This is a genomic window from Bacillota bacterium (assembly GCA_040757205.1).
Lineage (GTDB): Bacteria > Bacillota > Desulfotomaculia > Desulfotomaculales > Desulforudaceae > Desulforudis.
The window spans coordinates 48,866-73,351 of the sequence record JBFLXL010000001.1 but is presented as its reverse complement, the minus strand read 5'-3'; the positions used below and the strand labels follow the sequence as shown (position 1 = coordinate 73,351).

25 protein-coding genes are annotated in these 24,486 nt (G+C 62.1%); 7 read left to right on the top strand and 18 right to left on the bottom strand.

The genetic code is table 11. The annotated features are described in order from the left end of the window. Positions 1-91: 91 nt before the first annotated feature. The 9 genes from AB1402_00375 to AB1402_00335 all read right to left on the bottom strand — a co-directional run bounded on the left by AB1402_00375 (position 92) and on the right by AB1402_00335 (position 10,320). The gene (locus tag AB1402_00375; GenBank protein ID MEW6540060.1) at positions 92-250 is read right to left on the bottom strand and encodes a small, acid-soluble spore protein, alpha/beta type; all 159 of its coding nucleotides are present in this window, start codon (positions 248-250) and stop codon (positions 92-94) included. Positions 251-401: 151 nt separating this feature from the next. Next, positions 402-1,115, bottom strand: a complete 714-nt coding sequence (locus tag AB1402_00370) for a thermonuclease family protein (GenBank protein MEW6540059.1) — start codon at positions 1,113-1,115, stop codon at positions 402-404. Continuing rightward, positions 1,096-2,133 (bottom strand): recombinase RecA, encoded by a 1,038-nt coding sequence (recA, locus tag AB1402_00365; protein ID MEW6540058.1) that lies wholly within the window; start codon positions 2,131-2,133, stop codon positions 1,096-1,098. The genes AB1402_00370 and recA overlap by 20 nt, the downstream gene beginning before the upstream one ends. A gap of 320 nt (positions 2,134-2,453) precedes the next feature. Next, entirely contained in the window at positions 2,454-3,698 is a 1,245-nt protein-coding gene (locus tag AB1402_00360) for a competence/damage-inducible protein A (protein ID MEW6540057.1), read from the bottom strand. Positions 3,699-3,795: 97 nt separating this feature from the next. Beyond that, positions 3,796-5,271: an AAA family ATPase gene (locus AB1402_00355; GenBank protein MEW6540056.1), complete on the bottom strand. Its 1,476-nt coding sequence runs from the start codon at positions 5,269-5,271 to the stop codon at positions 3,796-3,798. Further along, entirely contained in the window at positions 5,255-5,827 is a 573-nt protein-coding gene (locus tag AB1402_00350) for a hypothetical protein (protein ID MEW6540055.1), read from the bottom strand. Before AB1402_00350 ends, AB1402_00355 begins: the two co-directional genes overlap by 17 nt. Before the next feature lie 122 nt (positions 5,828-5,949). Next, a complete protein-coding gene (rimO, locus tag AB1402_00345; protein MEW6540054.1) occupies positions 5,950-7,305 on the bottom strand; it encodes a 30S ribosomal protein S12 methylthiotransferase RimO in 1,356 nt (451 codons plus the stop codon). Further along, a complete protein-coding gene (locus tag AB1402_00340; GenBank protein ID MEW6540053.1) occupies positions 7,283-8,017 on the bottom strand; it encodes a RodZ domain-containing protein in 735 nt (244 codons plus the stop codon). The genes rimO and AB1402_00340 overlap by 23 nt, the downstream gene beginning before the upstream one ends. A 128-nt stretch (positions 8,018-8,145) precedes the next feature. Next, positions 8,146-10,320, bottom strand: a complete 2,175-nt coding sequence (locus tag AB1402_00335; GenBank protein MEW6540052.1) for a DNA translocase FtsK 4TM domain-containing protein — start codon at positions 10,318-10,320, stop codon at positions 8,146-8,148. 191 nt (positions 10,321-10,511) lie between these two features. Here AB1402_00335 and AB1402_00330 point away from each other — a divergent pair, with 191 nt between their 5' ends. After that, entirely contained in the window at positions 10,512-10,988 is a 477-nt protein-coding gene (locus AB1402_00330; protein ID MEW6540051.1) for a bifunctional nuclease family protein, read from the top strand. 120 nt (positions 10,989-11,108) lie between these two features. Here AB1402_00330 and AB1402_00325 read toward each other — a convergent pair whose 3' ends face one another. The 3 genes from AB1402_00325 to AB1402_00315 form a co-directional block, all read right to left on the bottom strand. Further along, positions 11,109-11,894: an undecaprenyl-diphosphate phosphatase gene (locus AB1402_00325; protein ID MEW6540050.1), complete on the bottom strand. Its 786-nt coding sequence runs from the start codon at positions 11,892-11,894 to the stop codon at positions 11,109-11,111. Positions 11,895-12,104: 210 nt separating this feature from the next. Continuing rightward, entirely contained in the window at positions 12,105-13,196 is a 1,092-nt protein-coding gene (locus AB1402_00320; GenBank protein MEW6540049.1) for a metal ABC transporter substrate-binding protein, read from the bottom strand. A gap of 94 nt (positions 13,197-13,290) precedes the next feature. After that, positions 13,291-13,665 carry a metallopeptidase family protein gene (locus tag AB1402_00315; GenBank protein ID MEW6540048.1) on the bottom strand — a complete coding sequence of 125 codons (375 nt, stop codon included), beginning with the start codon at positions 13,663-13,665 and terminating at the stop codon, positions 13,291-13,293. Positions 13,666-13,958: 293 nt separating this feature from the next. On the opposite strand from AB1402_00315, the gene AB1402_00310 reads away from it, so the two are divergent. After that, complete coding sequence (locus AB1402_00310; protein MEW6540047.1) at positions 13,959-14,144, top strand: hypothetical protein; 186 nt, start codon at positions 13,959-13,961, stop codon at positions 14,142-14,144. 130 nt (positions 14,145-14,274) lie between these two features. Here AB1402_00310 and AB1402_00305 read toward each other — a convergent pair whose 3' ends face one another. Further along, a complete protein-coding gene (locus AB1402_00305) occupies positions 14,275-14,487 on the bottom strand; it encodes a YlzJ-like family protein (protein ID MEW6540046.1) in 213 nt (70 codons plus the stop codon). Further along, positions 14,484-15,281, bottom strand: coding sequence for an ATP-dependent Clp protease proteolytic subunit (locus tag AB1402_00300; protein ID MEW6540045.1), 798 nt, complete (start codon positions 15,279-15,281; stop codon positions 14,484-14,486). Before AB1402_00300 ends, AB1402_00305 begins: the two co-directional genes overlap by 4 nt. 113 nt (positions 15,282-15,394) lie before the next feature. On the opposite strand from AB1402_00300, the gene AB1402_00295 reads away from it, so the two are divergent. Then, positions 15,395-15,964, top strand: a complete 570-nt coding sequence (locus AB1402_00295) for a stage II sporulation protein M (protein ID MEW6540044.1) — start codon at positions 15,395-15,397, stop codon at positions 15,962-15,964. Between the two features lie 8 nt (positions 15,965-15,972). Here the strand turns inward: AB1402_00295 and AB1402_00290 are convergent, their stop codons facing one another. Next, the gene (locus AB1402_00290) at positions 15,973-16,230 is read right to left on the bottom strand and encodes a hypothetical protein (protein ID MEW6540043.1); all 258 of its coding nucleotides are present in this window, start codon (positions 16,228-16,230) and stop codon (positions 15,973-15,975) included. Positions 16,231-16,444: 214 nt separating this feature from the next. Between AB1402_00290 and AB1402_00285 the strand changes: the two genes are divergently transcribed. Continuing rightward, on the top strand, positions 16,445-18,145 hold the full coding sequence (locus tag AB1402_00285; protein ID MEW6540042.1) for an FAD-dependent oxidoreductase: 1,701 nt from the start codon (positions 16,445-16,447) through the stop codon (positions 18,143-18,145). Positions 18,146-18,242: 97 nt separating this feature from the next. Here AB1402_00285 and AB1402_00280 read toward each other — a convergent pair whose 3' ends face one another. Next, on the bottom strand, positions 18,243-18,644 hold the full coding sequence (locus AB1402_00280) for a secondary thiamine-phosphate synthase enzyme YjbQ (GenBank protein ID MEW6540041.1): 402 nt from the start codon (positions 18,642-18,644) through the stop codon (positions 18,243-18,245). Positions 18,645-18,820: 176 nt separating this feature from the next. Then, on the bottom strand, positions 18,821-19,501 hold the full coding sequence (locus tag AB1402_00275; protein ID MEW6540040.1) for an HAD family phosphatase: 681 nt from the start codon (positions 19,499-19,501) through the stop codon (positions 18,821-18,823). A 369-nt stretch (positions 19,502-19,870) separates the two neighbouring features. Here AB1402_00275 and AB1402_00270 point away from each other — a divergent pair, with 369 nt between their 5' ends. Then, positions 19,871-21,703 carry a diguanylate cyclase gene (locus AB1402_00270; GenBank protein ID MEW6540039.1) on the top strand — a complete coding sequence of 611 codons (1,833 nt, stop codon included), beginning with the start codon at positions 19,871-19,873 and terminating at the stop codon, positions 21,701-21,703. Positions 21,704-21,848: 145 nt separating this feature from the next. Here the strand turns inward: AB1402_00270 and AB1402_00265 are convergent, their stop codons facing one another. Beyond that, positions 21,849-23,378 carry a YifB family Mg chelatase-like AAA ATPase gene (locus AB1402_00265; GenBank protein ID MEW6540038.1) on the bottom strand — a complete coding sequence of 510 codons (1,530 nt, stop codon included), beginning with the start codon at positions 23,376-23,378 and terminating at the stop codon, positions 21,849-21,851. A gap of 243 nt (positions 23,379-23,621) precedes the next feature. Here AB1402_00265 and AB1402_00260 point away from each other — a divergent pair, with 243 nt between their 5' ends. Together AB1402_00260 and AB1402_00255 are read left to right on the top strand one after the other, a co-directional pair. Next, positions 23,622-24,011 carry a HEPN domain-containing protein gene (locus tag AB1402_00260; protein MEW6540037.1) on the top strand — a complete coding sequence of 130 codons (390 nt, stop codon included), beginning with the start codon at positions 23,622-23,624 and terminating at the stop codon, positions 24,009-24,011. Beyond that, on the top strand, positions 23,968-24,327 hold the full coding sequence (locus AB1402_00255) for a nucleotidyltransferase domain-containing protein (GenBank protein ID MEW6540036.1): 360 nt from the start codon (positions 23,968-23,970) through the stop codon (positions 24,325-24,327). The genes AB1402_00260 and AB1402_00255 overlap by 44 nt, the downstream gene beginning before the upstream one ends. Positions 24,328-24,486 lie beyond the last annotated feature (159 nt).

Sequence of the window (24,486 nt, the reverse complement as noted above, 5' to 3'; positions counted from 1 at the left end):
GCTGGTTCAACTGCCGGAAAACAAAGAGAAACCATTTAGGAAGGCCTGGAAGGCACCCCTTTAGCGGGGTGCCTTCCGGTTCGGGAGAGTCCTACAGCCGCGCCTTCTCCGCCCTCAAGAGCGCCAACTTCACAAAGTTGCCGCACTCCCTGGACGTGAGTTCTCCATAGTCGCGGCCTTGAATCTTGTGGGCCACGCCCATCTCCGCGGCCAGTTCGTACTTGAGAGCGTCGCTGAGTAGTCTGGCCATTGGCAACCCTCCTCAACATTTAGTTTGCGGAGAGCGCCTGATCATCATACTGGTGTTATCCTGGCTGCAATGCGATTTATTTTCCTGAGAATCCGGCCGGCCGTCGTGAATTCAACGGCCGATGGGATTCGTCATTTCAAGGCTCCACCGGTTATGGTTTGCAGATCCGGCACGGTTCATAGTCCGAGTTGAACGCATCCGCCCTGGTTTCGAAACGGATTTGGTTCTGGGGTGCGATCCGCCCGGCGCTGGCGCAATCCGGACGGTGGAAACGCCTGGTGCTGCTGTTTCCTATGTAAGAATCCTCTTCGTCCACCGCCGTCCCCCAGAGTCCCCGCCCGTTCTCCCGGGCCTCCCGTTGGAACTCCCGGAAGTGATCGGCGTACTTCACATTGGGCGGCACGGTCATCAACTGCGCATACCCGTCGAGCAGCAAGCGCGCGTTGAAGAGCTTTTCCCGCACATGGTCCTCTCCGGAAAGCCCGGACGGACTATCAAGCCATAAGTACCCCAGAAGCCTGCCGTAACGGTCTCGCGGCGCCACATCGGTCTCCAGAAACACCCTCCGGCCGTCCAAGTGTTCCGCGGCGTAAGCGGCCGCTTCCAGTCCAAATGGCTCAGGGGGTTCTGAAATCTCCGGGGTGTCCACCCCGATCAGCCGCAAGCGCTCCTCGGCGCCGTCGGGCAAGGCCACCACCAGCGTGTCGCCATCGACCACCCGCACCACCCGGACGGCAACCAGCCCGTCCTCTTCCCGCGCCCGGTTCTCCGGAGCCAACGGCTCACACCCGGCACCCAGAATCAAGGCCAGGAGAAGAGCCAGGCCAAACAGGTGCCGGTACCTGTTATTCGATTTCCTTCTCATCCCCGGTGGCGGCCATCCCCAGTTTGGTGCCCGGACTGCCGAGCATTTCCTTCACCTGCTGCGAAATCTTGTCCACCAACTCGGGATGCTCCTTCAAGAACTCGCGGGCGTTCTCCCGGCCCTGGCCCAAGCGCTCCTGGCCGTACGAGTACCAGGCGCCGCTTTTCGCCACCACCCGCAGGTCGGTGGCCACGTCAAGGAGGCTGCCCAACAGGGAAATACCCTCTCCGTACAGAAGATCGAACTCGGCCTGTTTGAAGGGCGGCGCCACCTTGTTCTTGACCACCTTGACACGCACCCGGGCCCCCACGGTCTCCGCACCCTGTTTCAGCGCCTCCAGCCGGCGCACTTCCAGCCGGATCGAGGAGTAGAATTTCAGGGCCCGGCCGCCCGGGGTGGTCTCCGGACTGCCGAACATTACGCCCACCTTCTCCCGGATCTGGTTGATGAAAATGGCCACCGTGCGCGATTTGCCGATGACGGCCGTCAGTTTGCGCAGGGCCTGGGACATCAGCCGCGCCTGGAGACCGACGTGGATGTCGCCCATTTCACCTTCCAACTCCGCCCGCGGCACCAGGGCGGCCACACTGTCGATCACCACCACGTCCAGCGCGCCGCTCCGGACCAGGGCCTCCGTAATCTCCAGGGCCTGTTCGCCGGTATCCGGTTGGGAAATCAAGAGGTTGTCGATGTCCACACCCATTTTCCGGGCGTAAGTGGGGTCCAGCGCGTGCTCCGCGTCAATGAAGGCGGCGGTGCCCCCCATTCTCTGGGCTTCGGCGATCACGTGCAAGGCCACGGTGGTTTTGCCCGAAGCCTCGGGACCGAAGATTTCAATCACCCGCCCCCGGGGCATTCCGCCCACCCCCAGGGCCAAATCCAGCGCCAGGGCACCGGTAGGGATCACTTCCACACTCAGTTTCCCGGCGGCCTCACCCAGCTTCATCACCGAACCCTTGCCGAACTGCCGCTCAATCTGGGCCAGGGCCAGTTCCAGGGCCTTCTGCCGGTCCATCATTGTTTTGTACCCCTCCCTTTTTTTCTCTAAAACCCATTGTAAGCGAAAGGCGAATATTTGGAAAGATATACTTGGAATGTCAGGAAAACGCGGTAGACTTTTCACCTTCGTGAAAAAAAACAAGGCCCTTAGTGAAAGAGCACTTGACTGCGGGCTGTTTCCGAAAGCGGATCCAACACCGCAAAACAGCACGAGAACGCTCGGCCCCACGGCCGGAAAGAGTGCTCTAAGTAAACGGCTTCTGTTCCGGGCTCCAGATTATTGTACCTATTCTGTCTTCCAAATGCTGGATTCTGACTGCTGGATTCTGGATTCCTGCTTCACTCGGCTTGCTGGTTCAAGAAATTCTTTACAATTCGCAGGGAAGAATTGACCGTGCCGATACGGACCGCCTTACGCACCCCGGGCAGCAACAACCGCCGGCATAATGTCTCGCGCGCACTGGCCAGCGCGACGTAGACCAGCCCCACCGGCTTGGCCGTAGTGCCCCCATGCGGACCGGCGATTCCGGTGATGGCCAACCCCAGGTCGGAACACGTCAACCGCCTGATGCCCTCGGCCATCGCGACCGCCGTTTGTTCGCTTACCGCGCCGTAACGCTCCAGAATCTCGGCCGGAACCCCCAGCACTTCCTGCTTGAGGTGGTTGTCGTAGGCCACCACCCCGCCGACAAAGTACCGGGAACTGCCCGGCACGTCGGTGAATCGGGCCGCGGCCATCCCGGCCGTACAGGATTCGGCGACGGAGATTGTAAGTCCCTTGCGGAACAGAAGGTCGCCCACCGTCTTTTCCGGGATCTCGTCGTCCACGGCGAAAATGTACTCGCCTACCAGGGCGGTTACCTTCTCCGTCAGTTCCCCGACCATCCGCTCCGCCTCCGCCGGGTCCACGGCGTGGGCATTCACCCGCAGGTGCACCTCCCCCGGCATGGCAAGATATCCCAGGCCGGGGTTTGTCAGCTCACCGAGTTCCTTGAGGATTTCCTGGACGACATACTCGGCGATGCTGGTCAACTTCAGCACCCTGGTCCGCAACACTTCGCCCCGGCCGGGGACTTGCAGGAGGTACGGCTTCACCGAAGTCTCAAACATCGCCCGCAGTTCCCGCGGCGGACCCGGGAAAATGACGATCACCTTGCCGTCCCTCTCGATCAGGGCTCCCGGCGCCGTGCCTTTGTGGTTGGGAATGATCTTCGATCCGTGAGGGAAGCTCGCCTGGCGGATGAAGATGTCCGGCATCTCGATGCCGCGCCGGGCAAAGTATTCGCGCATCCGGACCAGGGATTCGTCGTCGGTGACCATCGGCACGCCGAGTACCGCGGCGATTACGTCCTTGGTGATGTCGTCGGTGGTCGGCCCAAGGCCTCCGGTGGTAATTACCAGGTCCGCCCGTTCCAGGGCCTCGCGGACGGTTTGTTCCATTAGTTTCCAATCATCACCGACCGTGATCTGAAGAACAACCTCAATACCCAGGGTCGCCAGTTCGTGTCCCAGGTAGTCGGCGTTTGTGTTCTGAACATAGCCTAGCAGGAGTTCACTCCCGGTGCAGATTATTTCCGCCTGCATTGAAAAAACACACCCAAACGAAGAATATTAGCCTATGCATAGCATAAATGATGTTTGTGAATTTGGCAACTAGCTAGGCGAAATAAGCAACCGCTTCTCAAGCGGCTGCACCGTTTAAAAGCCCCCTCAGATCCTCGCCGGTCACTTTTTCATTCTCCAACAAGTGCTCCACGATCACCCGCAGGGCGTCCTCCCGTTGCGTCAGGTTCTCCCGGACCCGGCTCTCCTGGTTCTTCAAAATCTCACTCGTCGCTTTTTGCTTGGTATCGAGGGTGAGCGCCTCCAGGCTCACAAAGCCGAGTTCGGACATCCCCCCACGGATCAGATGCTCCGAGATCGTCACCGCCTGTTCGATGTCGCTGGCCGCGCCCGTGCTGCGCGAACCCAGCATGATTTCCTCCGCGACCGCGCCGGCCAGCAGCACCGCGATCTGGTTTTCCAGGTACTCTCTGGTGTGCAGGTAGCGGTCGTCCTCGGCGGTTTGCCGCATATACCCCAAAGCACTGCCTCGCGGCGTAATGGTCAGGGTGGAGACCGACCCGGCCCGCATCAGTTCGCTGATCATGGCGTGACCGGTTTCATGCACGGCCACGCGCTTCATTTCTTCAACCGAAGGCCGCCGATCCAGCTTTCCGCCCATTATCACCTTGTCGATGGACTCCTGGAAGTGACTCCGGGTGATTTCTTTCGCCGTCTCGCGCATCGCCAGGATGGCCGCCTCGTTCGCCAGGCTCTCCAGGTGGGCCCCGGAAAACCCAAAGGTGTCTTGAGCCAACTCGGGCAGGCTGACGTCTTCGGCCAGCGGTTTGTTGCGCGTGTGCAGGCGCAAGATCTCCAGGCGCCCTTCCTTGTCGGGCAGATCCACGCGCACCTGGCGGTCGAACCGCCCGGGACGCAACAGGGCGGGATCCAGCATGTCCGACCGGTTGGTGGCCGCAACCACCAGCAGTTGGACTTCGTCGTCCACGTCGATGCCGTCCATCTCCACCAGCAACTGGTTCAGCGTCTGGTCATACTCCAGGTGGCTCGAAGTTCGGCCCCGCTTACCCCCCAACACGTCGATCTCATCGATGAAGACCAGGGCGTAGTTCTTTTTGTGTTTCTGGGCGGCCTCCCGGGCCGTCTTGAACAACTTGCGCACCCGTTGCGCGCCGACCCCGGCGTACATCTCGATAAACTCACTGCCGCTCGCCGCGATGAACACGGCGTCGGTGTAGTTGGCCGCCGCCCGGGCTAAAAGCGTCTTGCCCGTTCCGGGCGGCCCGGTCAACAGAATGCCTTTCAGGGGCCGAATACCGAGGCGCCGGATTTCCTGCCGGTCCTTGATGAAATCCAGAGCCTCCCGCAACTCCCCGATGGCCGCCGCCTGCCCGCCCACATCGCAAAAAGACACCTGCACCTGGCTTTCGGACGGCACTTTGTTAAAAGTCCGCACCAACCCCCGGGAGCGCATCATGTAGTACAGCATCCCGCCGAGCGCACCCAGGAAAACGAGGGGGCCGATATTATAGCCGATCACCACCAGAAAAATGAGCAGCGCGATGCCAAAACCAATGCTAGCCTCTCTGTACATAGAGCCCACCCCCGGTTCTCACTGAGACATCGTCGGCCGCCCGGCCGCGGTGGATCACCACCGCCAGGTGGTGATCCACCGCGTCCATTTGGACGTACACATTGTCACTGTCGATGAAAACCCGGGCTTCGGCCCCCGCCTCTCGCGCGTTCTCCTCCACCACCGCCAGCATTTCCCGGAAATTCCCCCGCATAACGGCCTCGTGGACGGCAAACTGGCTGCGGTAGTAAGCCTGAGCGAGCCGGGCGTTCCGGTTGTCTTTGATAACTAGCTCGTACGGACGGTTGGAAACCGACTGCTTGACGCGGCGGTCCAACCGCTGGTAGGTCTCCATCAGGTTCCCGGTCCGGTTGACCTGCACCGTGACCCGCAGCACCGGGGGCTTGTCCTCGATTTCAAAGGACTCCACGGCACTGTCTTCCCCAAGTGCCTGAACCAACGGCTGGTTGTACCCGTAGCTCTTGTACGCCCAGTGTCCGCCCAGAAGAACCACCAGTCCGGCCGCCAGGGCCAGAGCAATGATTTTCAGCTTGAAACCGTGCCACTCCCACCGCATCCAACCGCTCCTTCCCCGCCTATTACCCGATGCATTATAACACAACGTTCTATCGTCATCAAACCCAGCACTGATTGTTGAAAGGGTTTGTTGCTTCATGAAAACCCTGCCGGAGCGGGGGCTTACAAGGGGAGGGTGGAAATAACCCGGGCCCGCAGGTCATAGGGCCCGGCGCCGGTGACGCGGGCGCGCACGAAAGTGCCGGGTTCCAGGTCGACCGCCGCGTTCAGGAAAACCCGGCCGTCAATGTCCGGGGCGTCCCCCTCGGATCGCCCGTAGTGCTGTCCGCCCTTTTTGCCCTCCACCAGTACGGTGACCTCGGAACCCACCCGGGCCCGGTTCACGGCGTGGGACACTGCCCGCTGCACCGCCGCGGCTCGCTCCAAGCGTTCCCGTTTCACCTCCGGCGGTATCTGGTCCGGGAGCAGAGCCGCGGGAGTTCCTTCTTCCCGGGAATAGGCAAAGAACCCGGCGTGGTCGAGTTTCATCGCCTGAAGAAAATCGAGCAACTCCTCGAAGTCGTCTTCCGTTTCCCCCGGGAAACCGACCATGAACGTCGAGCGGATGGTCAGGCCGGGGACGGCGCTGCGCAAAAAAAGGATCAGCTTGCGCAAGTCGTAACCCATCATGTTCCGGCCCATCCGCCGCAGCACGTGGTCGCCGGCGTGCTGCAGCGGGATGTCCAGATACCGGCAAAGGCGCGGCTCCCGGGCCATCAACTCCACCAGGTCGAAGGTGATCCCGCTTGGGTAGCAGTAGAGCAGCCGGACCCAGGCCACCCCGTCCAGGACCGCCAGTTGGGACACCAGGCTGGCGAGACTCGTCTCTTCCGGCAAGTCCGAACCGTACCGGGTCGTGTCCTGGGCCACGAGCACGATTTCCCGGGCGCCTCCGGCCGCCAGGGACCGCGCTTCCCGGACCAGAACGGATGGTCGCCGGCTGCGGTGAGCACCGCGCAATTGGGGAATGACGCAGTACAGGCAACGGTTGTCGCAACCCTCGCTGATTTTGAGATAGGCGGTAAAGGGTGACCCGCCGGGCACGCGCGGCAGCACGTCACGGCCCAAAAAACCGGGCGGGCCGACTTCCCGGACCCTCTCTCCGGCCGCCGCCCGCCGCACAATATCCACCACCCGGCCGATCTCGCCGGTGCCCACCACCCCGTCCAGTTCGGGAAGGTCGCGCAAGAGCTCACCGGGATACCGCTGGGCCAGACATCCGGTGGCGAGGAGCACCCGGCAGCGGCCCTCCTCCCGGTACCGGGCCGCCTCGAGAATGGCGTCGATGGACTCCTGCTTGGCCTCTTGGATGAAGGCGCACGTATTCACCAGGATAACGTCGGCCTCCGGCTCGGCCGCGATCCGGCAGCCGGCCCGCTCCAGCAATCCCAGCATCACTTCGCCGTCCACCCGGTTCTTGTCGCAACCGAGGCTCACCAGGGCAATACGGGGAGCCTCAACTTTCCACGGGAAATTCACGACTTACAACCTCGCCCCGCTGACCCAAGCGCCCCAGATCCTCACCGTTCAATTGAACCAGCACGGCTCCGGCGTTGCCGAGCCGGAGGCCGATGATCTCCTCGGCCTTGAAACTCATTGTCTGTCCGGCGGGCACCATCCCCTCGAAGGCCTGCTGGCCGTCGACGCTGACCCGCATCCAGCATGAACCGTCCACCACCTGAAGCACGAGGTCCAGCCCCTCGATAACCGCCGGCGGTTCCGGTTTTTCCTCGGGAACCGGCTCCGGCTCGACCGCGGGCGGGTTTTGCACGCCGACACCCGGACCGGAAGGCGGCGCTTCGGAAACCGACCAACCGCCGCGTATCGCTCCGTAGAGCGAATTGAAGACCACCAGCAGAACGATCACCCCGGCCGACAGCAAAAACCTTCTAAACACCGACTTCTTCCTTCCTTCCGCTGGGACAGCGGCCCGGTCCTCGGCCGCCGCCTCCCTGGTTTCCAGGGGATTTCGCGCCCGAAATTCGGCCAGCACCGAGTCCGCGTCCAACCCCAGAAAGCGGGCGTAGGTGCGCAGGAAAGCCTTGGTGTAGACCCTTCCCGGCAGCACATGGTACTGCTCCTCCTCCAGGGCGGCCAGGTACTTCTTGCGGATTTTAGTTTCCTCTTCGGCGTGGTCAAGGGAATGGCCGCGGGCCTCCCTTGCCTCCTTCAGTACCTGTCCCAAGGACAAAGCAACCCACCTCCAGGTCGGGAGCCTTTTGGGGATACCGCCACTGCAACGATCACACCGCACAGCCCTATTGTTTGCGCCGCCTCACAAATCGACTCAGCTGACTATAACATATTCGCTATTTTCGGTCAATTTGGCATTTTGGAACGGAAATACTGCTGGTACTGTTCGGGACTCATCAGCACTGCCCGCGGTTTGCTTCCTTCAAACCCTCCCACGATCCCCTTCTTCTCCATGGCGTCAATCAGCCGGGCCGCCCGCGCGTAACCGATATGCATGCGGCGCTGCAGCAGGGAAATGGACGCGTGCCCGGTCCGCACAATGATCTCCACCGCCCGGGGGAACAACTCGTCCTCGGAACCGGATTCCTCCTCCTCTTCCGCCCCGTCGAACAATTCCTCGTCAAACTCCGGTATTGCCTGCTTCCTCAGGAAATCAACCAATGCTTCCACATCCTTATCCGAGAGAAAGGCGCCCTGGAGCCGGATCGGCTTGGAGCTGCCGGCGGCCAGGAAGAGCATGTCCCCGCGCCCCAACAGCTTCTCGGCACCCCCGATGTCCAGGATGGTGCGTGAGTCAATCTGGGATGAAACGGCGAAAGAGATCCGGGAAAGGATGTTCGCCTTGATCAACCCGGTGATCACGTCCACCGAAGGGCGCTGGGTGGCGATCACCAGGTGGATTCCGGCGGCCCGCGCCATCTGGGCCAGACGGACAATGGAATCCTCAACGTCGCTGGGCGCTACCATCATTAAGTCCGCCAGCTCGTCGATCACCACGACGATCAGCGGCAGGTGGACGCGTTCCTCTCCCGGAGCGCCCGCCCGCAATACACTGTTGTACCGCCCGATGTCGCGCACTCCCGCCGCCGCGAACAGCTCGTAACGGCGCTCCATCTCCCGGACCAACCACTTCAAGGAGATCGCCGCCTTCTTGGGATTGGTCACCACCGGGGACAGAAGGTGCGGGATACCATTGTAGTTGGTCAGTTCCACCATCTTGGGGTCGACCAGCAGAAGCTTCACTTCTTCGGGGCTGCTCTTGAACAGGAGACTGCAAATAAGCGTGTTAAGGCAGACACTCTTCCCCGCACCGGTGGCGCCCGCAATCAGGAGGTGCGGCATCATCGCCAGGTCGGCGACCACCGGGCTGCCGGCGATATCCTTGCCGAGAGCCAGGGTCAGGCGGGAGACGGATTGCTTGAACTCCTTGGTCTCCAGAAGGTCCCGGAGCGGGACCAGGGTAATCTCCTTGTTCGGCACCTCAATCCCCACCGCCGCCTTGCCGGGGATGGGCGCCTCGATCCTGACCGCCGGGGCGGTCAGCGCCAGGGCGATGTCGTCAGAAAGGCTGACGATCCGGCTCACCTTGACGCCCGCGGCCGGCTGAACTTCGTACCGGGTGATCGCGGGCCCGCGCGAGACTTGCACCACTTTGGCCTTGACCCCGAAACTCTCCAGTGTTTCCTCCAAAACGCGCACGTTCGCGGTGATGTCTTCGGCCTTCTTCACCGCGCCCTTCACCCGGGGGCGCGAGAGGATGTCCACCGGCGGAAGACGGTAGGTGGTGATTTCATTCAGGGAAACCTGTCGTTCCACCGGTTCCACCCGGGGGGAACCGGTGCGTTGCTCCTTTAACCGTTCGGGTGTTTCGTTTGGCACGACCGGCGCTTCCGGTTCCGTTTTGGGTGCCGTGTGGTCCAGAATCAACGGTTGCGGACCGGGGACCGGCCGCTCATCGGTATAAACGAAGTTCTGAACCCGGCCCCACCCGCCGCGGGCACCGCCCGCCAAACGCCGCCCCACGCTTTTCCCCAGCGCCGACACCGGCAGTTCCGTGAACATGGTGAGCGCCGCCAGGCCGGCGGCCACCAGGATGATCGCACTGCCCGCGTAGCCGAACCAGTTGTACGCCAGCCAGCCCAGTACGGCGCCCAACACCCCGCCCCCATCCCCGTTGACGCCCGCGCCGACCACGGTCCGGAAGCTGCCCTCGGGTCCGACCGATACCAGGTGCAACGCCGTCACCAACACCAAAAAGCCCACCAGGCTGCCGTAGAGCTTGCCGGGGTATTTGGCCGGGTTGCGGTCCCGGAGCAGCTTCAACCCCCAGTATCCGGCGAGCAAAGGAAACACGAAAGCCCCCTCCCCGGCCAGGGTCCGGCACCCGCGCCCTACCAGGCTGCCGAACACGCCCACCGAGGAACTGTACAGGCTCAAGAGGGTTAACACGCCCACCGCGGCCAGGATCAAACCCAGTACTTCGTACCGGACCTCCCGTTTAAGCTGACGGTAAAGTCCCACGCCTCAACACCTCGCCTTTGAGACTTCGGCGAACACCGGGAAAATCCTTTCCAGTTGTCTGGAATAGGCTCCACTGGTATAATACTAGCGAGCTTGGAATATCAAAAACCACAAAAGTGGAACCGCTGACCGCACACGGTACCGGCACAAAGGCCGTTCCGGGTCTTCCAAAGTCCAAGGGAGGTGAGGTTGTGATCCCGGTCAAAGTAAAGGAAATCGCCTTCGACCTCTCCATGAACCCGGTGCTCCTGCTGGTTGATGACGACGAACTGAAGGTGTTGCCGATCTGGATCGGCCACTTCGAGGCCCACGCGATCGCGGTAGCCCTGGAGGGTGGCTCGGCTCCCCGCCCGCTCACCCACGACCTGCTAAAGACTCTGTGCGACGAGTTCGGTGGAACCGTGACCAAAGTGGTGATCAATGATGTCCGCGAGGGCACCTACTACGCCCAGCTCCACATTTTGAAAAAGGATTTCCATTCGGTCGTGGACGCGCGCCCCAGCGACGCTGTGGCGCTGGCTTTGAGAAGCGTGGCCCCCATATTCATCAGTGAGAAGGTGGCGGACTACACCCTGGCGGTGGAAGAAGTGTTCAGCGAGGAACGCCAGGAGGAGCTTAAAAAGATCCTGGAGCAGTCGCAGGATGCGGCCAAGAAATCACTGCACTGACAAAACCACAACCGGCTGCCCGCCCGCGAGGGGACGGAGGAACAGTCGCAGGATGCGGCCAAGAAATCACTGCACCAGTCAGCTTCTGCCGGCGGCCCGGATGACGGGCCGCCTTTGTTTTCAACCGCGCACCAGGGCGACGGCGATCACGGTCGAACCGAGCAGCACCCGGTAGATGACAAAAATGTTGAAGTTGTGCCGCGAGACCCAGGCGATCAAAAACCAGATCGCCAGAAATCCGACCACTGCGGAGGTAAACACCCCGAGGGCGAAAGACAGGTTCAGAAGGTCGGGGTCCATCTTGATCATTTGCGTCACGCCGGCGCCAAAAATGATCGGGGTGGACAGCAGGAAGGAAAAGCGCGCGGCCGCGGCCCGCTCCACGCCCCGCAGGCGGGCGGCGGCCATGGTGATTCCCGACCGCGACACCCCGGGGATGATCGCCAGCGCCTGCGAAAACCCGACGGCCATGGCGTCCCCGAACCGGATGTCCATCAGCCGCTTGACCTGCCCGCCGTAGCGGTCGGCCAGGTACAGGACCCCGCCCATCACGATCAACAGTATCCCGATCAGGACCGGCGCCCTCAGGGTGGTCGCCACGATGTCCTCCAGGAAGTACCCGGCCACGGCTCCGGGAATGGTGGCCAACGCCAGGAACCAGAACAACCGGCCGTCGGCCGTGCTGAAGCCGCGGCGGCCCGCACGGAACAGGCGGAGCCAGTCCCGCCAGAAGTAGACCAAAACGGCGGCCAGGGTGCCGAGGTGCAGGGCGACGTCGAAGACGAGGCCGGGGGTTTCGAATCCAAAAAGCCAGGGCACCAGCACCAGGTGCGCGGAACTGGAAACCGGCAGGAACTCGGTGAGCCCCTGGACGATGCCCATGACAATGCCCTCAAATGGATTCAAAGACCGCCGTCCCCCCTGTCCGAATAAACTCCGAACATTATACCATGCTTATTCGGCTCGTAAAGGGTCAAGCGGCGAAAACAGTCAAAACAGGACGACCCGGTTCCTGGATCCAGGGCGACCGCTCACCGTCCTCGGGGGTCTGGGCCGCCGCCCGTTTAAACTTGTCGATCTCGGCGTCCAGCAGGTCCAGGTGGTGCAGGATAGCCGTTAGTCCACCCGCGAAAGACCCTCGGCCAATACCCCCGCATTTGAACGCATGAGGCCGGTGTAGCTGTCGTAGCCGGGGATGTTCTCCCCGCCCAGCGGATCCAGGATCAACACCCGGGCGCCGTACTCGGCGGCGATCACCTCGGCGGCCTTGGTGCTGAACTGGGGTTCGGCGAAAATCGCCCCGGCCCGGTGGACCCTGGCGGTCTCCACCACCGCCATAATCCAGCCCGGCGAAGGCTCCTTGCCCGGCGCTTCCTCGACCGTGGCGGCTTCCACCAACCCATACCGGTCGGCAAAGTAACCCCAGGCCGAATGGTAAGCGATGAAACTGCGGCTTTCAAGCCCGGCGGTCAACGCGGCGATGTCTTCGTGCAGCCGGGTCAGTTCAGCCTGGTAGGATTGCAGGTTGGCGGCAAAGTAGTCCGTATGTTCCGGCGCGGCCCGGCGGAGGGCAAAGAAGATTCGGGGGGCGATCTCGTCCCGGACCAGCACCGGGTCAAGCCAGACGTGCGGGTCGGCGAACTCGGGCGCCGAATCCGCCGCGGCGGCCTCCGGCGCCGGACAGGCGTCGTGGTCGTGCCCGTCGGCGTGACCCGGGCCTTCCGTATCGTGGTCGTGGTCGGGCCCTTGGGCGTGACCCGCGCAGTCCGTATGCCGCTCACCTTCGTGTCCGTGGTCGTGCCCCACGCATTCCGCGTGCTGGGGCCCGCCGGCGCGCAGAGGCAGCCCTTCGGTGACGGCTACCCGGAGGTGGTCCTTGCCGGCCGCCCCGGCGAGTTTTCCGGCCCAGTCGTCGAGCCCGGCCCCCACCTGGATGATCAGCCGCGCGCCGGTCATCTGCTCCATCTGGCGCGGTGTAGGCTCAAAAGTGTGGGGACTCGCCCCCCGGGGCAAAAGGGTGGACACCTCCACCCGGTCACCCCCAATATGCTTAGTCACATCGGCCAACGGGAAAATGGTGGCGATCACCACTATCTTGCCGGTTCCCGGTGCTTGGGGTTTCCCGGCAAAACCCCCGCAACCGGCGTTGAAAACCAGCAGCAGCAGGCAGACCAACGCGGCCGACAGCCTGTGGACCCCGCTGGACATATTTCTGCGATCCCTCCAAAAAACTAGATACTTGATCGGTTATGCGCCCGGGACCGGATTTATTACCCGCCCCTCGCTACCCTCGCGATTAGCTTCAACGCTCCGGGCCCGGTCGGCCTTCCCGGAACCGGGCCAACGCCTCCATTTCCTCGCGGGTGAGATCGTCCACCCCCGCCAGGGACTCCAGGTGGTGGCGCAATTCATGCCAGATTGTTTCCCGCAGCTCTCCCGCCCAAGACTCTTGGGGTTCATCCCCCAAGACGGCCGCAAAGGAACCGTAGTAGAGGACTACAAAGCTGCCGAGCAAGCCGTCTTCAATGTACTCCCCCATGATGAAAAACTCCTGGTCCCGCTTTTGTTCAGGCAACACCGAAAATCCGCCGTTCAAGTCCCGGCAGAGGCGCGGCGGAACCTCATCGACCAATTGTCCGGCCAGCAGGGTGAACTCATCCAGAGAAAGCAGGGCCAAAACCGGTACACCTCCCCTTGAATTGCCTGCCACCCGGAATCCAGGCGCCCATCACTCGACGATCACCCGTTTGCGCCGGCGCCCGTCGAACTCGGTAATAGCAGTCATGGTTTTCGAGACAAACATCCGGATTCCCCCTCACAGGTGAAAAAAACCGTTCACAAAAGGAAGGATTGAGTGATCTTTCGGCGAATTGTTTTTTATTTTAGGTAATAAACCGCAAGGGGCCCAGCGTATGCGTTTCGAGACCGTTCTCCCGTACAAATGTGAAACGGCAAGGAGGTGAAGACTGAATGTGGCGGGCGCTTTTTGGTTTGTTGGGTGACGAAAGGGGACAGGTGATCGAATACGGACTGCTTATTGTCTTGTTTGTCTTCATAGGTGCGCAGTTTATTCTGGCCTACTTCGTAACCCAGACGGGAGTCATGGGTGAGGTTCCGGGTTATTTCTATCAGCTCTATGAAAAGGCCGGCAAGTAATGACGGCTGGGGTCGACGAAATGAAGTGATTTTTTGTCCGCAGTCAGCCGAAAACCCGGCGCGCGGGCCGCAGTAAGGCGCGCCCGGCCGCGGCGGGGTATTGTTTGGTTGTCTGCGGATGTGTATTTTCCTATAAATGCAGTGTACGGCCGGGGGCGAGTTCAGGCCTCAGGAATTGGTAGGGGTCGGTACTCAACACCCGGTCGATGGTCCGTACGCCCTCCGGGGTGCGCCTGACCAGCACCGGCACACCGTCCACCACCGCGTTCTCCAACGGCGGCTCCGCTTCGGCCGTGGCTTGGCTCATCACGGTGTCCAGATCCGCGATCGTCCAGAGGATCACTGCAGCGGGCCTCCCCTCGGACCGCCCGGCGTGCCGCTGCGGCGCTCCTCGATCAAGCGGTTCAGTTTGCGCATCGCCGCCCCGATCCCCCCCACTTCGTCGATCAGGCCACAGTCCACCGCCTCTTTGCCGATGAGCACCGTCCCGATGTCCCGGGCCAGCTCCCCCGTCCGGAACATGAGTTCGCGGAACCGCGCTTCGGTGATCCGGGAGTGCTTGACCACGAACCGCACCACGCGGTCCTGCATTTTCTCCAGATACTCAAAAGTCTGGGGCACGGTCAGGATCTGTCCGGTGATGCGGATGGGATGGATGGTCATGCTGGCCGTTTCGGCAATGTAGGAATACGAGGTGCATACCGAGATCGGGACGCCGATGCTGTGTCCCCCGCCCAGCACCAGCGAGACGGTGGGCTTGGAAATGGAACTCAGCATTTCGGCGATGGCCAGTCCGGCCTCGACATCCCCGCCGACCGTGTTCAAGACCACCAGGATGCCCTCGATGTCCGGGTGCTGCTCCAGCGCCACCAACTGCGGGAGCAGGTGTTCGTACTTGGTGGTTTTGTTCTGGTTGGGCAACACCATGTGACCTTCGATCTGGCCGACGATGATCATGGTGTGGATGTTGCTCTTCACGGCCGGGATCGTGGTCGTGCCAAATTCGCGGAGCGCCCGCGCCCGGCGCCGGTTCTCACGTTCAGTGGTAACGTCGCCGGGGGCTTCGACCGTTTCCGGGTCGTCGAGGGGGTGGTCCATGTCAGAGCTTGACGGAAGATAGAAAGTGCCTTCGTCCAATGAAAGATGCCTCCTACCGACTAATTTTTTCCTCACGCCGGGCAGGTATTCGGCCCTTCCCTGAATAATGTAACCTCCAAAGCCCCCGGCGGAACTAAAGAGGTGTGCAAGAAATGACCCGCTTTCATCTTGGAACCGGATTCCTCGCAGCGCTGCTGGTCTTTGCGGCCGGCACGGCCGCCGGCTGGGCCTATTCTCAGGTATTCGCCCCTCTGCTGGTGCCGTCGCTCGAAAACCTGCTCGCGGCGGCTGAGAAGACCATGGACCTGAACCCCCAGGCAGAGCACCTGGCGCTGTCCGCTTTCATTTTTCTGAAGAACCTGTCCGTCGCCGCCTTGCTGGTGGTCTTCGGCCACGCAGTTTTCGCTTTGCCGGCCGTGTTTATCCTGGCCGTGAACGGTGTTCTGGTCGGGTTCCTGGCCCGGCACTTGGTTGAAGCCGGATTGCCGCCTGCGGCTTTCGTGGCCGGAATCGCCCCCCATGGGGTCATCGAACTCCCCGCCATTTTTCTGGCTGCCGGTTTGGCGCTGGCCATCGCCGCTTTGCGGCTCAAAAAGCGGGCGACCCCTGGAGTTGTTGAGCGCCTGGGATTCCTGTTGCGGGTGGTCACGCCGCTCTTGGTCGCCGCCGCGGTGGTGGAAGTGTACATCACGCCGCAGGTCATCAGCCGCTTTGCACCATAGCCTGTACCTCAGTTTAAGGCGTTGCCGAGATAGATCCCCCGGGCCAAAACTCCGTTAATCTCCTGCAGCTCGGCCGTGAACTTCTCACTGTCTTCCCGCTCGGACTGCATGGTCACCGTGATGATGCCCCGGGAACGGGTGGGGTCGGGAATCCCGTTACGGCTCAAGATCTTGGATCCGAACCGGGTCAGGACGTTTTGCACCTCCGGCCCGCGGTTCGCCCGGTCTTCGACGAGGATGCCGACGACGAAAATGCCTTCGCCCACGGCTCCTTCACCCCCTCCAGATTCTGTGACCTCATTATGCACACCCGGAGTCCGTTCTATGTAACCCGGGATTGAAGCGCCTCCCGCACCTCCGCCGGATCGGTGGTCGGCCGCCGACCGACGAATGCACTTCCCAACGTCTTCCTTGATATTCCGGCCCGCCGGGGGCATGCTCATATAAAACCCGAAAAGCCGGCAAGGAGGTATGTTCTGTATGACTGAACCCACCCGCATCGTGGTCATCGGGGGTGTCGCCGCCGGCCCGAAAGCGGCCGCCCGCGCGCGGCGCCGCGATCCGCGCGCCCGCATCACCATCGTCGAGCAGGGGGAGCTGGTATCCTACGCGAGTTGCGGGATTCCGTACTACATCGGCGGCCAGTGTCCGGAACTCCAGTACTTGGTCGGAAGCCCGATCGGGGTGAACCGGGACCCCGAATTCTTCAAGGCGGTGAAAGACATCGAAGTGCGGGTGCGCACCCGCGCCGAGCATATCGACCGCCCGCGCAAACGGGTACAGGTGAAGGACCTGGAAAACGGGACGGTGGATGAACTGCCGTACGACAAGCTGGTCCTGGCCACCGGCAGCGTCCCGCTGCGCCTGCCCGTTCCCGGTTCCGACCTGGAAGGGGTGCACCCGGTCTGGACGCTCCCCGACGCGGTCGCCATCCGCAAGCAGTTGGTGGAAGAACGGGCGGCCCAGGTGGTGATCGTTGGCGGGGGGCTGATCGGCCTGGAACTGGCCGAATCCCTTTTGGAGCCGGGCCGGGACGATAAACGGGACAAACCTCAGGTCCGGGTGATCGAAGCCCGGGACCAGCTCGTGCCGGGCCTCCTCGACCCCGAGGTCGCCGCGCTGGTGGCCAAACACCTGCGCCGCCGGGGTCTTGAAGTCAGCACCGGAGAAACGGTCCGGTCTTTTGAAGGGGACCGGGGACGGGTGCGCCGGGTGGTCACCGACCAGGGCGTCTACTCCGCCGACGTGGTGGCGGTCGCCATCGGGGCCCGTCCAAACGTTACCCTGGCACGGGACGCCGGGCTGGAACTCGGCCCCAGCGGGGCCGTCAACGTGAATAAGTACCTGGAAACCAGCGACCCGGACATCTATGCCGGTGGGGACTGCGCCCAGAAACGGCACCTCATCACCGAGGAAGTGCTTTTTGCCGCGATGGGCTCGGTGGCGAACCGGCAGGGCCGGGTGATCGGCACGAACCTCACAGGCGGACGCGAGACCTTTCCAGGGGTGCTGGGAACCGCGATCTTCAAGGTATTCGACTTCTCCGTGGGGCGCACCGGACTGACCGAAAGACAAGCCCGGGAAGCCGGTTACCCGGTGGATACGGTTATAGTCTCCGGCGCCGACCACGCCCACTTCTTCCCGGGATCCCAGCCGCAGGTGGTCAAGCTGATTGCCGACCGGGATACGGGTCGGCTTCTGGGCGGACAGCTGGTAGGCGGCGGGAACGTGAACAAGCGCCTGGACGTGCTGGCGGCCGCACTGAGCTTGAAAGGCACCGCCGAAGACCTGGCCGGTTTTGACTTGGCCTACGCCCCGCCGTACAACACGGCCATGGACGTCCTGCACCACGCCGCCAACACCCTGCGCAACAAGCTCGCCGGCGAGGCGCGCACCCTGACCCCGGAAAGCATCCTCGAACACCTGGAGAACGGAGACTGCGTGCTGCTTGACGTCCGCACCCCGGGGGAAGTCAGGAAGAACCCTCCCCCTTTCCCCAACGTGATCCACGTACCACTGGCAAACTTGCGGGACCGGGCCGGGGAACTGCCCCGGGACAAGGCGCTGGTCCCGTACTGCACGTTGAGCGTGCGCGCCTGGGAGGCCCAGCGCATCCTCGACGCCCGAGGTTTTGAGAACGCACGTTTCCTGGAAGGAGGACTGGTGGGCTGGCCGTACTGACCGCTTCATTAAGCAGGCCGGCCAATAATCCCTCGGCCCTGTCCGCAACCAAATCGCGACCGGTTCCCTTCACGGTGACTCCGTCGCGCCACCGGCCTCACCCGGCGGTGACCTTTACGTGCAGCCGCCGAGTGCGCGGCCCGTCGAACTCGCAGAAGAAGACCCCCTGCCAGGTGCCCAAGACCAGTTGTCCGGCCTGTACCGGAATCGTCTCCCCCGCGCCCACCAGAACCGACTTGATGTGGGCGTCCGAATTGCCCTCCAGGTGGCGGTAGTCGCCCCGTTCGGGCACCGCCTGCCGGAGATGGTTCAGGATGTCCCTGACTACTGAGGGGTCGGCGGCCTCATTCACGCAAACGGCGGCCGTGGTGTGCGGAACCCAGAGGTGACAAAGTCCCTCGCTCACCCCGCTCCGGCTCACGGCGGCACGCACTTCTCCGGTGACATTGATGAGTTCCTCGCGCTGGCTGCTGCGCACCTCAAGGGTAAAAAGGCGCATGCGCTTACGCCCCTTCCCGAAGAACATCGGACTGACCTTGAAGGAAACGAAACCTGGAATCCGAATGCGGCGCAGGGCCGAATCATTTTCCAGTCTCCCGGATTCCTGACTCCCTGTATCTCCGTCGGTTCCGGCAGCATCTACTTCTGATGGATGGGTTCCAGATTCTTGGGATTTCAGGCCTTTGCCTGGAATCCCCGGTTCACCGGCCCGCGCGGGGTGAACAGGGGCAGCAACGCCCGCAGGTCGTCGTCCTCCACCGCATAATCGGCCTTGGCCGCCACTGCGGGACCGGCGTTGAAAGCGACGCTCAAGCCCACTTCCGGGAACAAAAAGGCGTCACCGGCACTGTCGCCGATGGCCGCCGTCTCCGAGGGCCGCACCCCGAACAGGCGGCAGATTCCGGGGAGATGCCGCGGTTTGCCGTCCCACGTCACGTGAATCGACACCCGCCCGTCCAGTGCGCCGTCGGTGAACCCGAGACGGTTGCTAATGCAGATTTCAAATCCCAGCCGCTCCGCCACCCGGTGGGCCAGCACGTCCAACCCGGACGACAAGAGTGCCAGACGGTACCCTTCCCGCCTCAAGGCTTCGACAGTTTCCCGGGCCCCCCGGCGCAGGGGGATCTCACCGACGATCTCTTCGAGCCGCTCCCGTGGGACACCCTTCCACAGAGCCGCATCTCGCACGGCGAACTCCAGGTAGTTGATCCGGCCGGCTAAGAAAGCGTTCAGGGAGGCGAGGCCGCCCTCGTCCCAGGTGCCGAGGCGCTCGTGGATGTGCTGCCACACACTGCCCACCGGGGTAAGCGTGCCGTCGAGATCGAATATCACGGCCTTTAACGGTCCTCCGGGCAAAAAACCTCATCTCCTTCATCAACGCGCATCAGGGCGTCGACTCCCCATCACTAAATAATTCTGCCATCCCGTTTGATGTCCTTCCCGGTTAAAAATCGGCGCGGGAATTCCCATCTTCTTTTTTTATCAAAAATATTCCCCAACCTGCAGGATTTACCGGGGAAAAAGCGAATAGTAACCCGTTTTATTCATAGCCACGTTCACGCCTTATAAGCTCCAAGAGCCCCGTGTTATGAAAAAACGCAGCCGGGCGCCGTTCAAGCCCCGCTCCGGCCTTGGACGGCCGTTTTCGCGTGCGATAAACAGCAGCCTGTGAGAGAGGTTCAACATTATGAAGATCGGCACAGGATACAGTCGTGTTTTTTCGAAATGACTGAACTGCACCACACGCAGGCAGAGGTCCAGAGAGCCCACGAGTGCTTCAAGCTGGTGATCGAAAACAGCCCGCTGGTCGCCGTGTTCGGGTTTGACCGTCAGGGACGCCTCACGCAATGGAACCGGGAAGCGGAGCGGGTTTTCGGTATCGCCCGCCATACCGACGCCCCTCCGGCGGGAGTTCTCTTGCAGGCCGCACAGCCGGCCGACCAGGTGGACAGCGCTTTGACCGCCGTCTGGAAGACCGGCGAACCGACCCCGCCCCTGGAGCTGGTTTTATGGCGCGGGGACAACGAATGCTGGTTATTGACGACCTTGATCCCCGTGGCCGGCCCCCATGGGGTGGCCGAGGTCTTCTGCATGGCCGTGGACATCACGAACCGCAAGCGCAGCGAAAGCCTTTTGCTTCAGAAAAGCGCGGAGCTGGAAGCGGTTTTCAAAGCCCTACCCGATTTGTACTTTCGATTTGACGCGGAAGGCACCCTTTTAGACTATCAGACCGGGACGCAGTCGAGCCTTTTCGTACCCGGGGCGTCCACCGAAGGCGGGTCGGATTCCCTCCTGGGACAGAATGTCCAGGATGTCTTGCCTCCCGCCATCGGCCGTCGATCACGTGCTGCGATCAGGCACGTACTCCGGACGAAATCTGTGGTCAGCGTTGAGTATTCATTCCTATCCAACGGCCGACAACAGTTTTTCGAAGGAAGGTACCTTCCCCTGTCGGAGGACCAAGTGATCGCCGTGATCCGCGACATCACCGAACGCAAGCAGGCCGAAGAACGCTTGCGCCACCTAAGTATCCACGACTCTCTTACCGGGCTTTACAACCGGTCTTATTTCAATGAGGAACTGCACCGTATCGCCCGCTCCCGCTATAAGTCGGTGGGATTGATTCTGTGCGACGTCGACGGCCTTAAGCTGGTCAACGATACGCTCGGTCACGCCGCCGGCGACCGTCTGCTTAGGGCGGCAGCCGAGGTGCTCAGAGGCTCGTTTCGCGGCAACGACGTATTGTCGCGCATCGGTGGCGATGAGTTTGCGGTGTTGCTGCCGAACGTGACCGAAACGATCGTTCAGAAGGCCTGCCGCAAAATCGCCTCCGCCATAGACTTGCGCAATGAGTCTCATTCCGAAGTGCCGCTGAGCCTGTCGGTGGGATTTGCGGTGAGCAACGCTCCGCCCTTCGACATGAACGACCTGTTTCGGAGAGCCGACAACGAAATGTACCGCGAAAAGCTGCACCGCGGCCAGAGCGCCCGCAGCGCCATCATGCAAACGCTGAAGAAGGCGCTTGAGGCGCGGGGATGTGTGGCGGAGGGACACTACGACCGCCTGCAGCAGCTGGTGACGATGCTGGTCAAGTCCTTGGGCTTGCCGGAGCGCACCCGGACCGATCTACGGCTGCTGGTGCAGTTCCACGACATCGGTAAGGTGGGTCTCTCGGACCGCATTCTCCATAAGGAGGGGCCCCTGGACGCGGAGGAGTTCGCCGAAATGCGCCGGCACTCGGAGATCGGCCACCGCATTGCGATGTCCGCACCCGACCTCGCCCCTATTGCCGACTGGATCCTCAAACACCACGAGTGGTGGAACGGACAGGGTTACCCGCTCGGCCTGAGCGGGGAAGAGATCCCTCTGGCCTGCCGGATCCTGGCTATTGCCGACGCCTACGACACCATGACCAACGGCCGTCCGTACCGCAAGACCATGTCCCGGAAGGAAGCCGTCAAAGAACTCAAGCGGTGCGCCGGCACCCAATTTGACCCGGCATTGGTGAAGAAATTTTTAAGTGTGCTGCGCAGGATTGATGTCCGGGACAAGGCTTAAAGCATTTCGGGCTTCATTAAGATAACCCCGAAATTCCCTGACTGCTTTTCTCCAACGTAACACTGCGCTGTCCAAGATAGGTGGCCAGAGCTTCCTCATTGGCCCGCACGATTCTTTGTCCGGGTTCTGGTTTTGCAGCGGTCGCCTAGCGCCAGTACTTGCGATCCAGAGAACGGTACTGCACGGCCTCGCCGATGTGCCGGCTGTCGATGGTCTGGGCGCCGTCCAGGTCGGCGATGGTGCGGGCCATTCTGAGAATGCGGTCGTGGGCCCGGGCGCTGAGTTCCAGCATGCCAAACGCCTGCCCGAACAATTCCCTGGCCTCGCGCGTGAGGCGGCAGTGCCGGCGGAGCTCCTTGGCCGTCATCTGGGCGTTGCTGCGGGTTGGACCGGAAAAGCGGGCGCGCTGAATCTCCCGGGCCGCCTCCACCCTTTCCTTGATCCGGGGCGATTCCACGACTCCGGCCTCCGCGCTGAGGTCTTGGAATTCGGGGCGGGGGATCTCCAGTTGAATGTCCATGCGGTCCAAAAGCGGCCCCGAGACGCGGCCGATGTACCGCTGGATCTGATGGGGCGTGCAGGCGCACTCCTTTCGCGAATCGCCGAAAAAGCCGCAAGGACACGGATTCATCGCCGCCACCAGCATGATGCGGGCCGGGAAACAACAGGAACCGGCGACGCGTGACACCGTGATCACGCCGTCCTCCAAGGGTTGGCGCAACGCCTCCAGTGCTTCGCGCTTGAACTCCGGAAACTCATCCAGGAATAGCACCCCCCGGTGGGCGAGGCTGATTTCCCCGGGCCGCGGCGTCCGGCCGCCGCCGACCATCGCCGCCGAGGAGGTGGTGTGGTGCGGCGCCCGGAACGGCCGGCGGGTGACGAGTACTTCCCCCGATTCCAGCAAGCCGGACAGGCTGTAAAGCATTGTTACTTCCAATGCTTCGGCGAAATCCATGTCCGGCATGATTCCGGGCAGGCAGCGCGCCAGCATCGTCTTCCCCGCGCCGGGACTGCCCAACAGCAGCACATTGTGCCCGCCGGCGGCCGCCACCTCCAGGGCCCGCTTGGCGGTGGGCTGGCCCTTAACGTCGGCGAAATCCGGATGCCCGCCGCCTTGTTGTTTCAACAAAGCATCCAGATCCACTTGGTATGGGTCGATTTCTTCATCCCCGGCCAAAAAGCGCAATACCTGCGCGATGTCCCGCACCGGGAAGATCTCGGCCTGGTCCACCAGCGCGGCTTCGCCCGCGTTGGCCTCGGGCACGATCAGCCGCCGGAAACCGGCGTCAACCGCCGCCACCACCGCGGGGAGGACGCCGTGCACTCCACGGACGCTCCCGTCCAGGGAAAGTTCCCCTAAAAACACAAAGCCGGCGTCCAGTCCGGCCGGTACCTGTTTGCTTCCGACAAGCACACCAAGAGCGATCGGCAGGTCGTACGCCGGCCCTTCTTTTTTGAAATCGGCGGGAGCCAGGTTCACGGTTATTTTACGCGGGGGAAACTCGTAGCCGGCATTGCGAATCGCCGCCCGGACCCGGTCCTTGCTCTCACGGACCGCACCCCCGGGAAGCCCGACGATCTCCCAGCCCGGCAGTCCGGTGGCCACGTCGACCTCGACCTTGACGATATGTCCCTCGATTCCGGAAAGCGCCACGGAATGGACGGTGGCCAGCATAGCTTATCTCCCATTTTGCTACAAATAATTACCTGATTCTTCATTTCTGCGTCCAGGAAGACAATCCCTTCCAAAGGCTTTATTTATCCATTTCTTTTTGAACTCCAGCAAGCCGGCTACGGCTGTTTGTGGCGCTTTGTGTTTGCTGGACCCACTTAACCCTGCTCCGTGTGAGCAGGCTTATTAGCTTTACAAAGGTCTCCTAATTAGGGTAAGCTTGGCTAAAAACAAGGGGGAGAACTGATGGCTAACCGTGCGCCGGACTGGTTCAAGCAGGCATTGCGGGACCTGGAGCAGGCTGAGGATTCCCGACAGATGCGTCGCCACGAGTGGGCTTGTTTCGCCGCTCACCAGGCGGCCGAAAAGGCCGTCAAGGCTTTGCACCTGCATCTGGGCCAGGAGGCCCGGGGCCACGTGGTTGCCCGGCTGCTGCGCGATCTCCCCAGAGCGGTAGTGGTGGACGCCGCTCTGGTAGACAAAGCCCGCGTCCTGGACGGGTACTACATCCCCACGCGCTACCCGAACGGACACCCGGAAGGCGCACCGTTCGAACATTACGGCGCACTGCAGAGCAAGGAGGCGCTGGCCTATGCCCGTGAGATTATTGAGTTCGTCCATATTGAAATGGCCTGATGCGTCCCGGGTAGACGTAGCGGTACGGCGGTGGGCTAAAGCGGTGGCCGCGGACCGCCGCGACGTGGTGCGCGTGGGTTATTTCGGCTCATACGCGCGCGGCGCATGGGGCGTGGGCAGTGATCTCGATCTGGTGGTGATCGTGGCCGACACCGACCGGCCGTTTGAAAAACGGGGGCTGGAATTCGACACCACCGTCCTTCCGGTTCCGGCCGATTTGTTGGTGTACAAGCAGTCCGAATGGGAGGCCATGCTCAAGAAGGCCGGCGGGTTTCCCGATTCGGTGCAAAAGGAAGCGGTCTGGATTTACCCCTGACTGGCGGACCGCAGCCGACCGCAACCGCTCGTGCACTTTCGGGCACTGTACTTGAAAATCTCTCCTGAGGATTCTCCAGTTTCCAATATCCATACCCTATTCACCTTTGCCGCGCCGCAAAACGATTGATTTAAGTCGTTGCCCCCGGTCGCCGATAAT

What these genes read in the sequence shown, in the direction of transcription:
- AB1402_00375 (MEW6540060.1), bottom strand. Translation starts at nt 250, where the DNA reads ATGGCCAGACTACTCAGCGACGCTCTCAAGTACGAACTGGCCGCGGAG.
- AB1402_00370 (MEW6540059.1), bottom strand. Translation starts at nt 1,115, where the DNA reads ATGAGAAGGAAATCGAATAACAGGTACCGGCACCTGTTTGGCCTGGCT.
- recA (MEW6540058.1), bottom strand. Translation starts at nt 2,133, where the DNA reads ATGATGGACCGGCAGAAGGCCCTGGAACTGGCCCTGGCCCAGATTGAG.
- AB1402_00360 (MEW6540057.1), bottom strand. Translation starts at nt 3,698, where the DNA reads ATGCAGGCGGAAATAATCTGCACCGGGAGTGAACTCCTGCTAGGCTAT.
- AB1402_00355 (MEW6540056.1), bottom strand. Translation starts at nt 5,271, where the DNA reads ATGTACAGAGAGGCTAGCATTGGTTTTGGCATCGCGCTGCTCATTTTT.
- AB1402_00350 (MEW6540055.1), bottom strand. Translation starts at nt 5,827, where the DNA reads ATGCGGTGGGAGTGGCACGGTTTCAAGCTGAAAATCATTGCTCTGGCC.
- AB1402_00320 (MEW6540049.1), bottom strand. Translation starts at nt 13,196, where the DNA reads ATGTCCAGCGGGGTCCACAGGCTGTCGGCCGCGTTGGTCTGCCTGCTG.
- AB1402_00310 (MEW6540047.1), top strand. Translation starts at nt 13,959, where the DNA reads ATGTGGCGGGCGCTTTTTGGTTTGTTGGGTGACGAAAGGGGACAGGTG.
- AB1402_00295 (MEW6540044.1), top strand. Translation starts at nt 15,395, where the DNA reads ATGACCCGCTTTCATCTTGGAACCGGATTCCTCGCAGCGCTGCTGGTC.
- AB1402_00285 (MEW6540042.1), top strand. Translation starts at nt 16,445, where the DNA reads ATGACTGAACCCACCCGCATCGTGGTCATCGGGGGTGTCGCCGCCGGC.
- AB1402_00280 (MEW6540041.1), bottom strand. Translation starts at nt 18,644, where the DNA reads ATGCGCCTTTTTACCCTTGAGGTGCGCAGCAGCCAGCGCGAGGAACTC.
- AB1402_00270 (MEW6540039.1), top strand. Translation starts at nt 19,871, where the DNA reads ATGACTGAACTGCACCACACGCAGGCAGAGGTCCAGAGAGCCCACGAG.
- AB1402_00265 (MEW6540038.1), bottom strand. Translation starts at nt 23,378, where the DNA reads ATGCTGGCCACCGTCCATTCCGTGGCGCTTTCCGGAATCGAGGGACAT.
- AB1402_00260 (MEW6540037.1), top strand. Translation starts at nt 23,622, where the DNA reads ATGGCTAACCGTGCGCCGGACTGGTTCAAGCAGGCATTGCGGGACCTG.
- AB1402_00255 (MEW6540036.1), top strand. Translation starts at nt 23,968, where the DNA reads ATGCCCGTGAGATTATTGAGTTCGTCCATATTGAAATGGCCTGATGCG.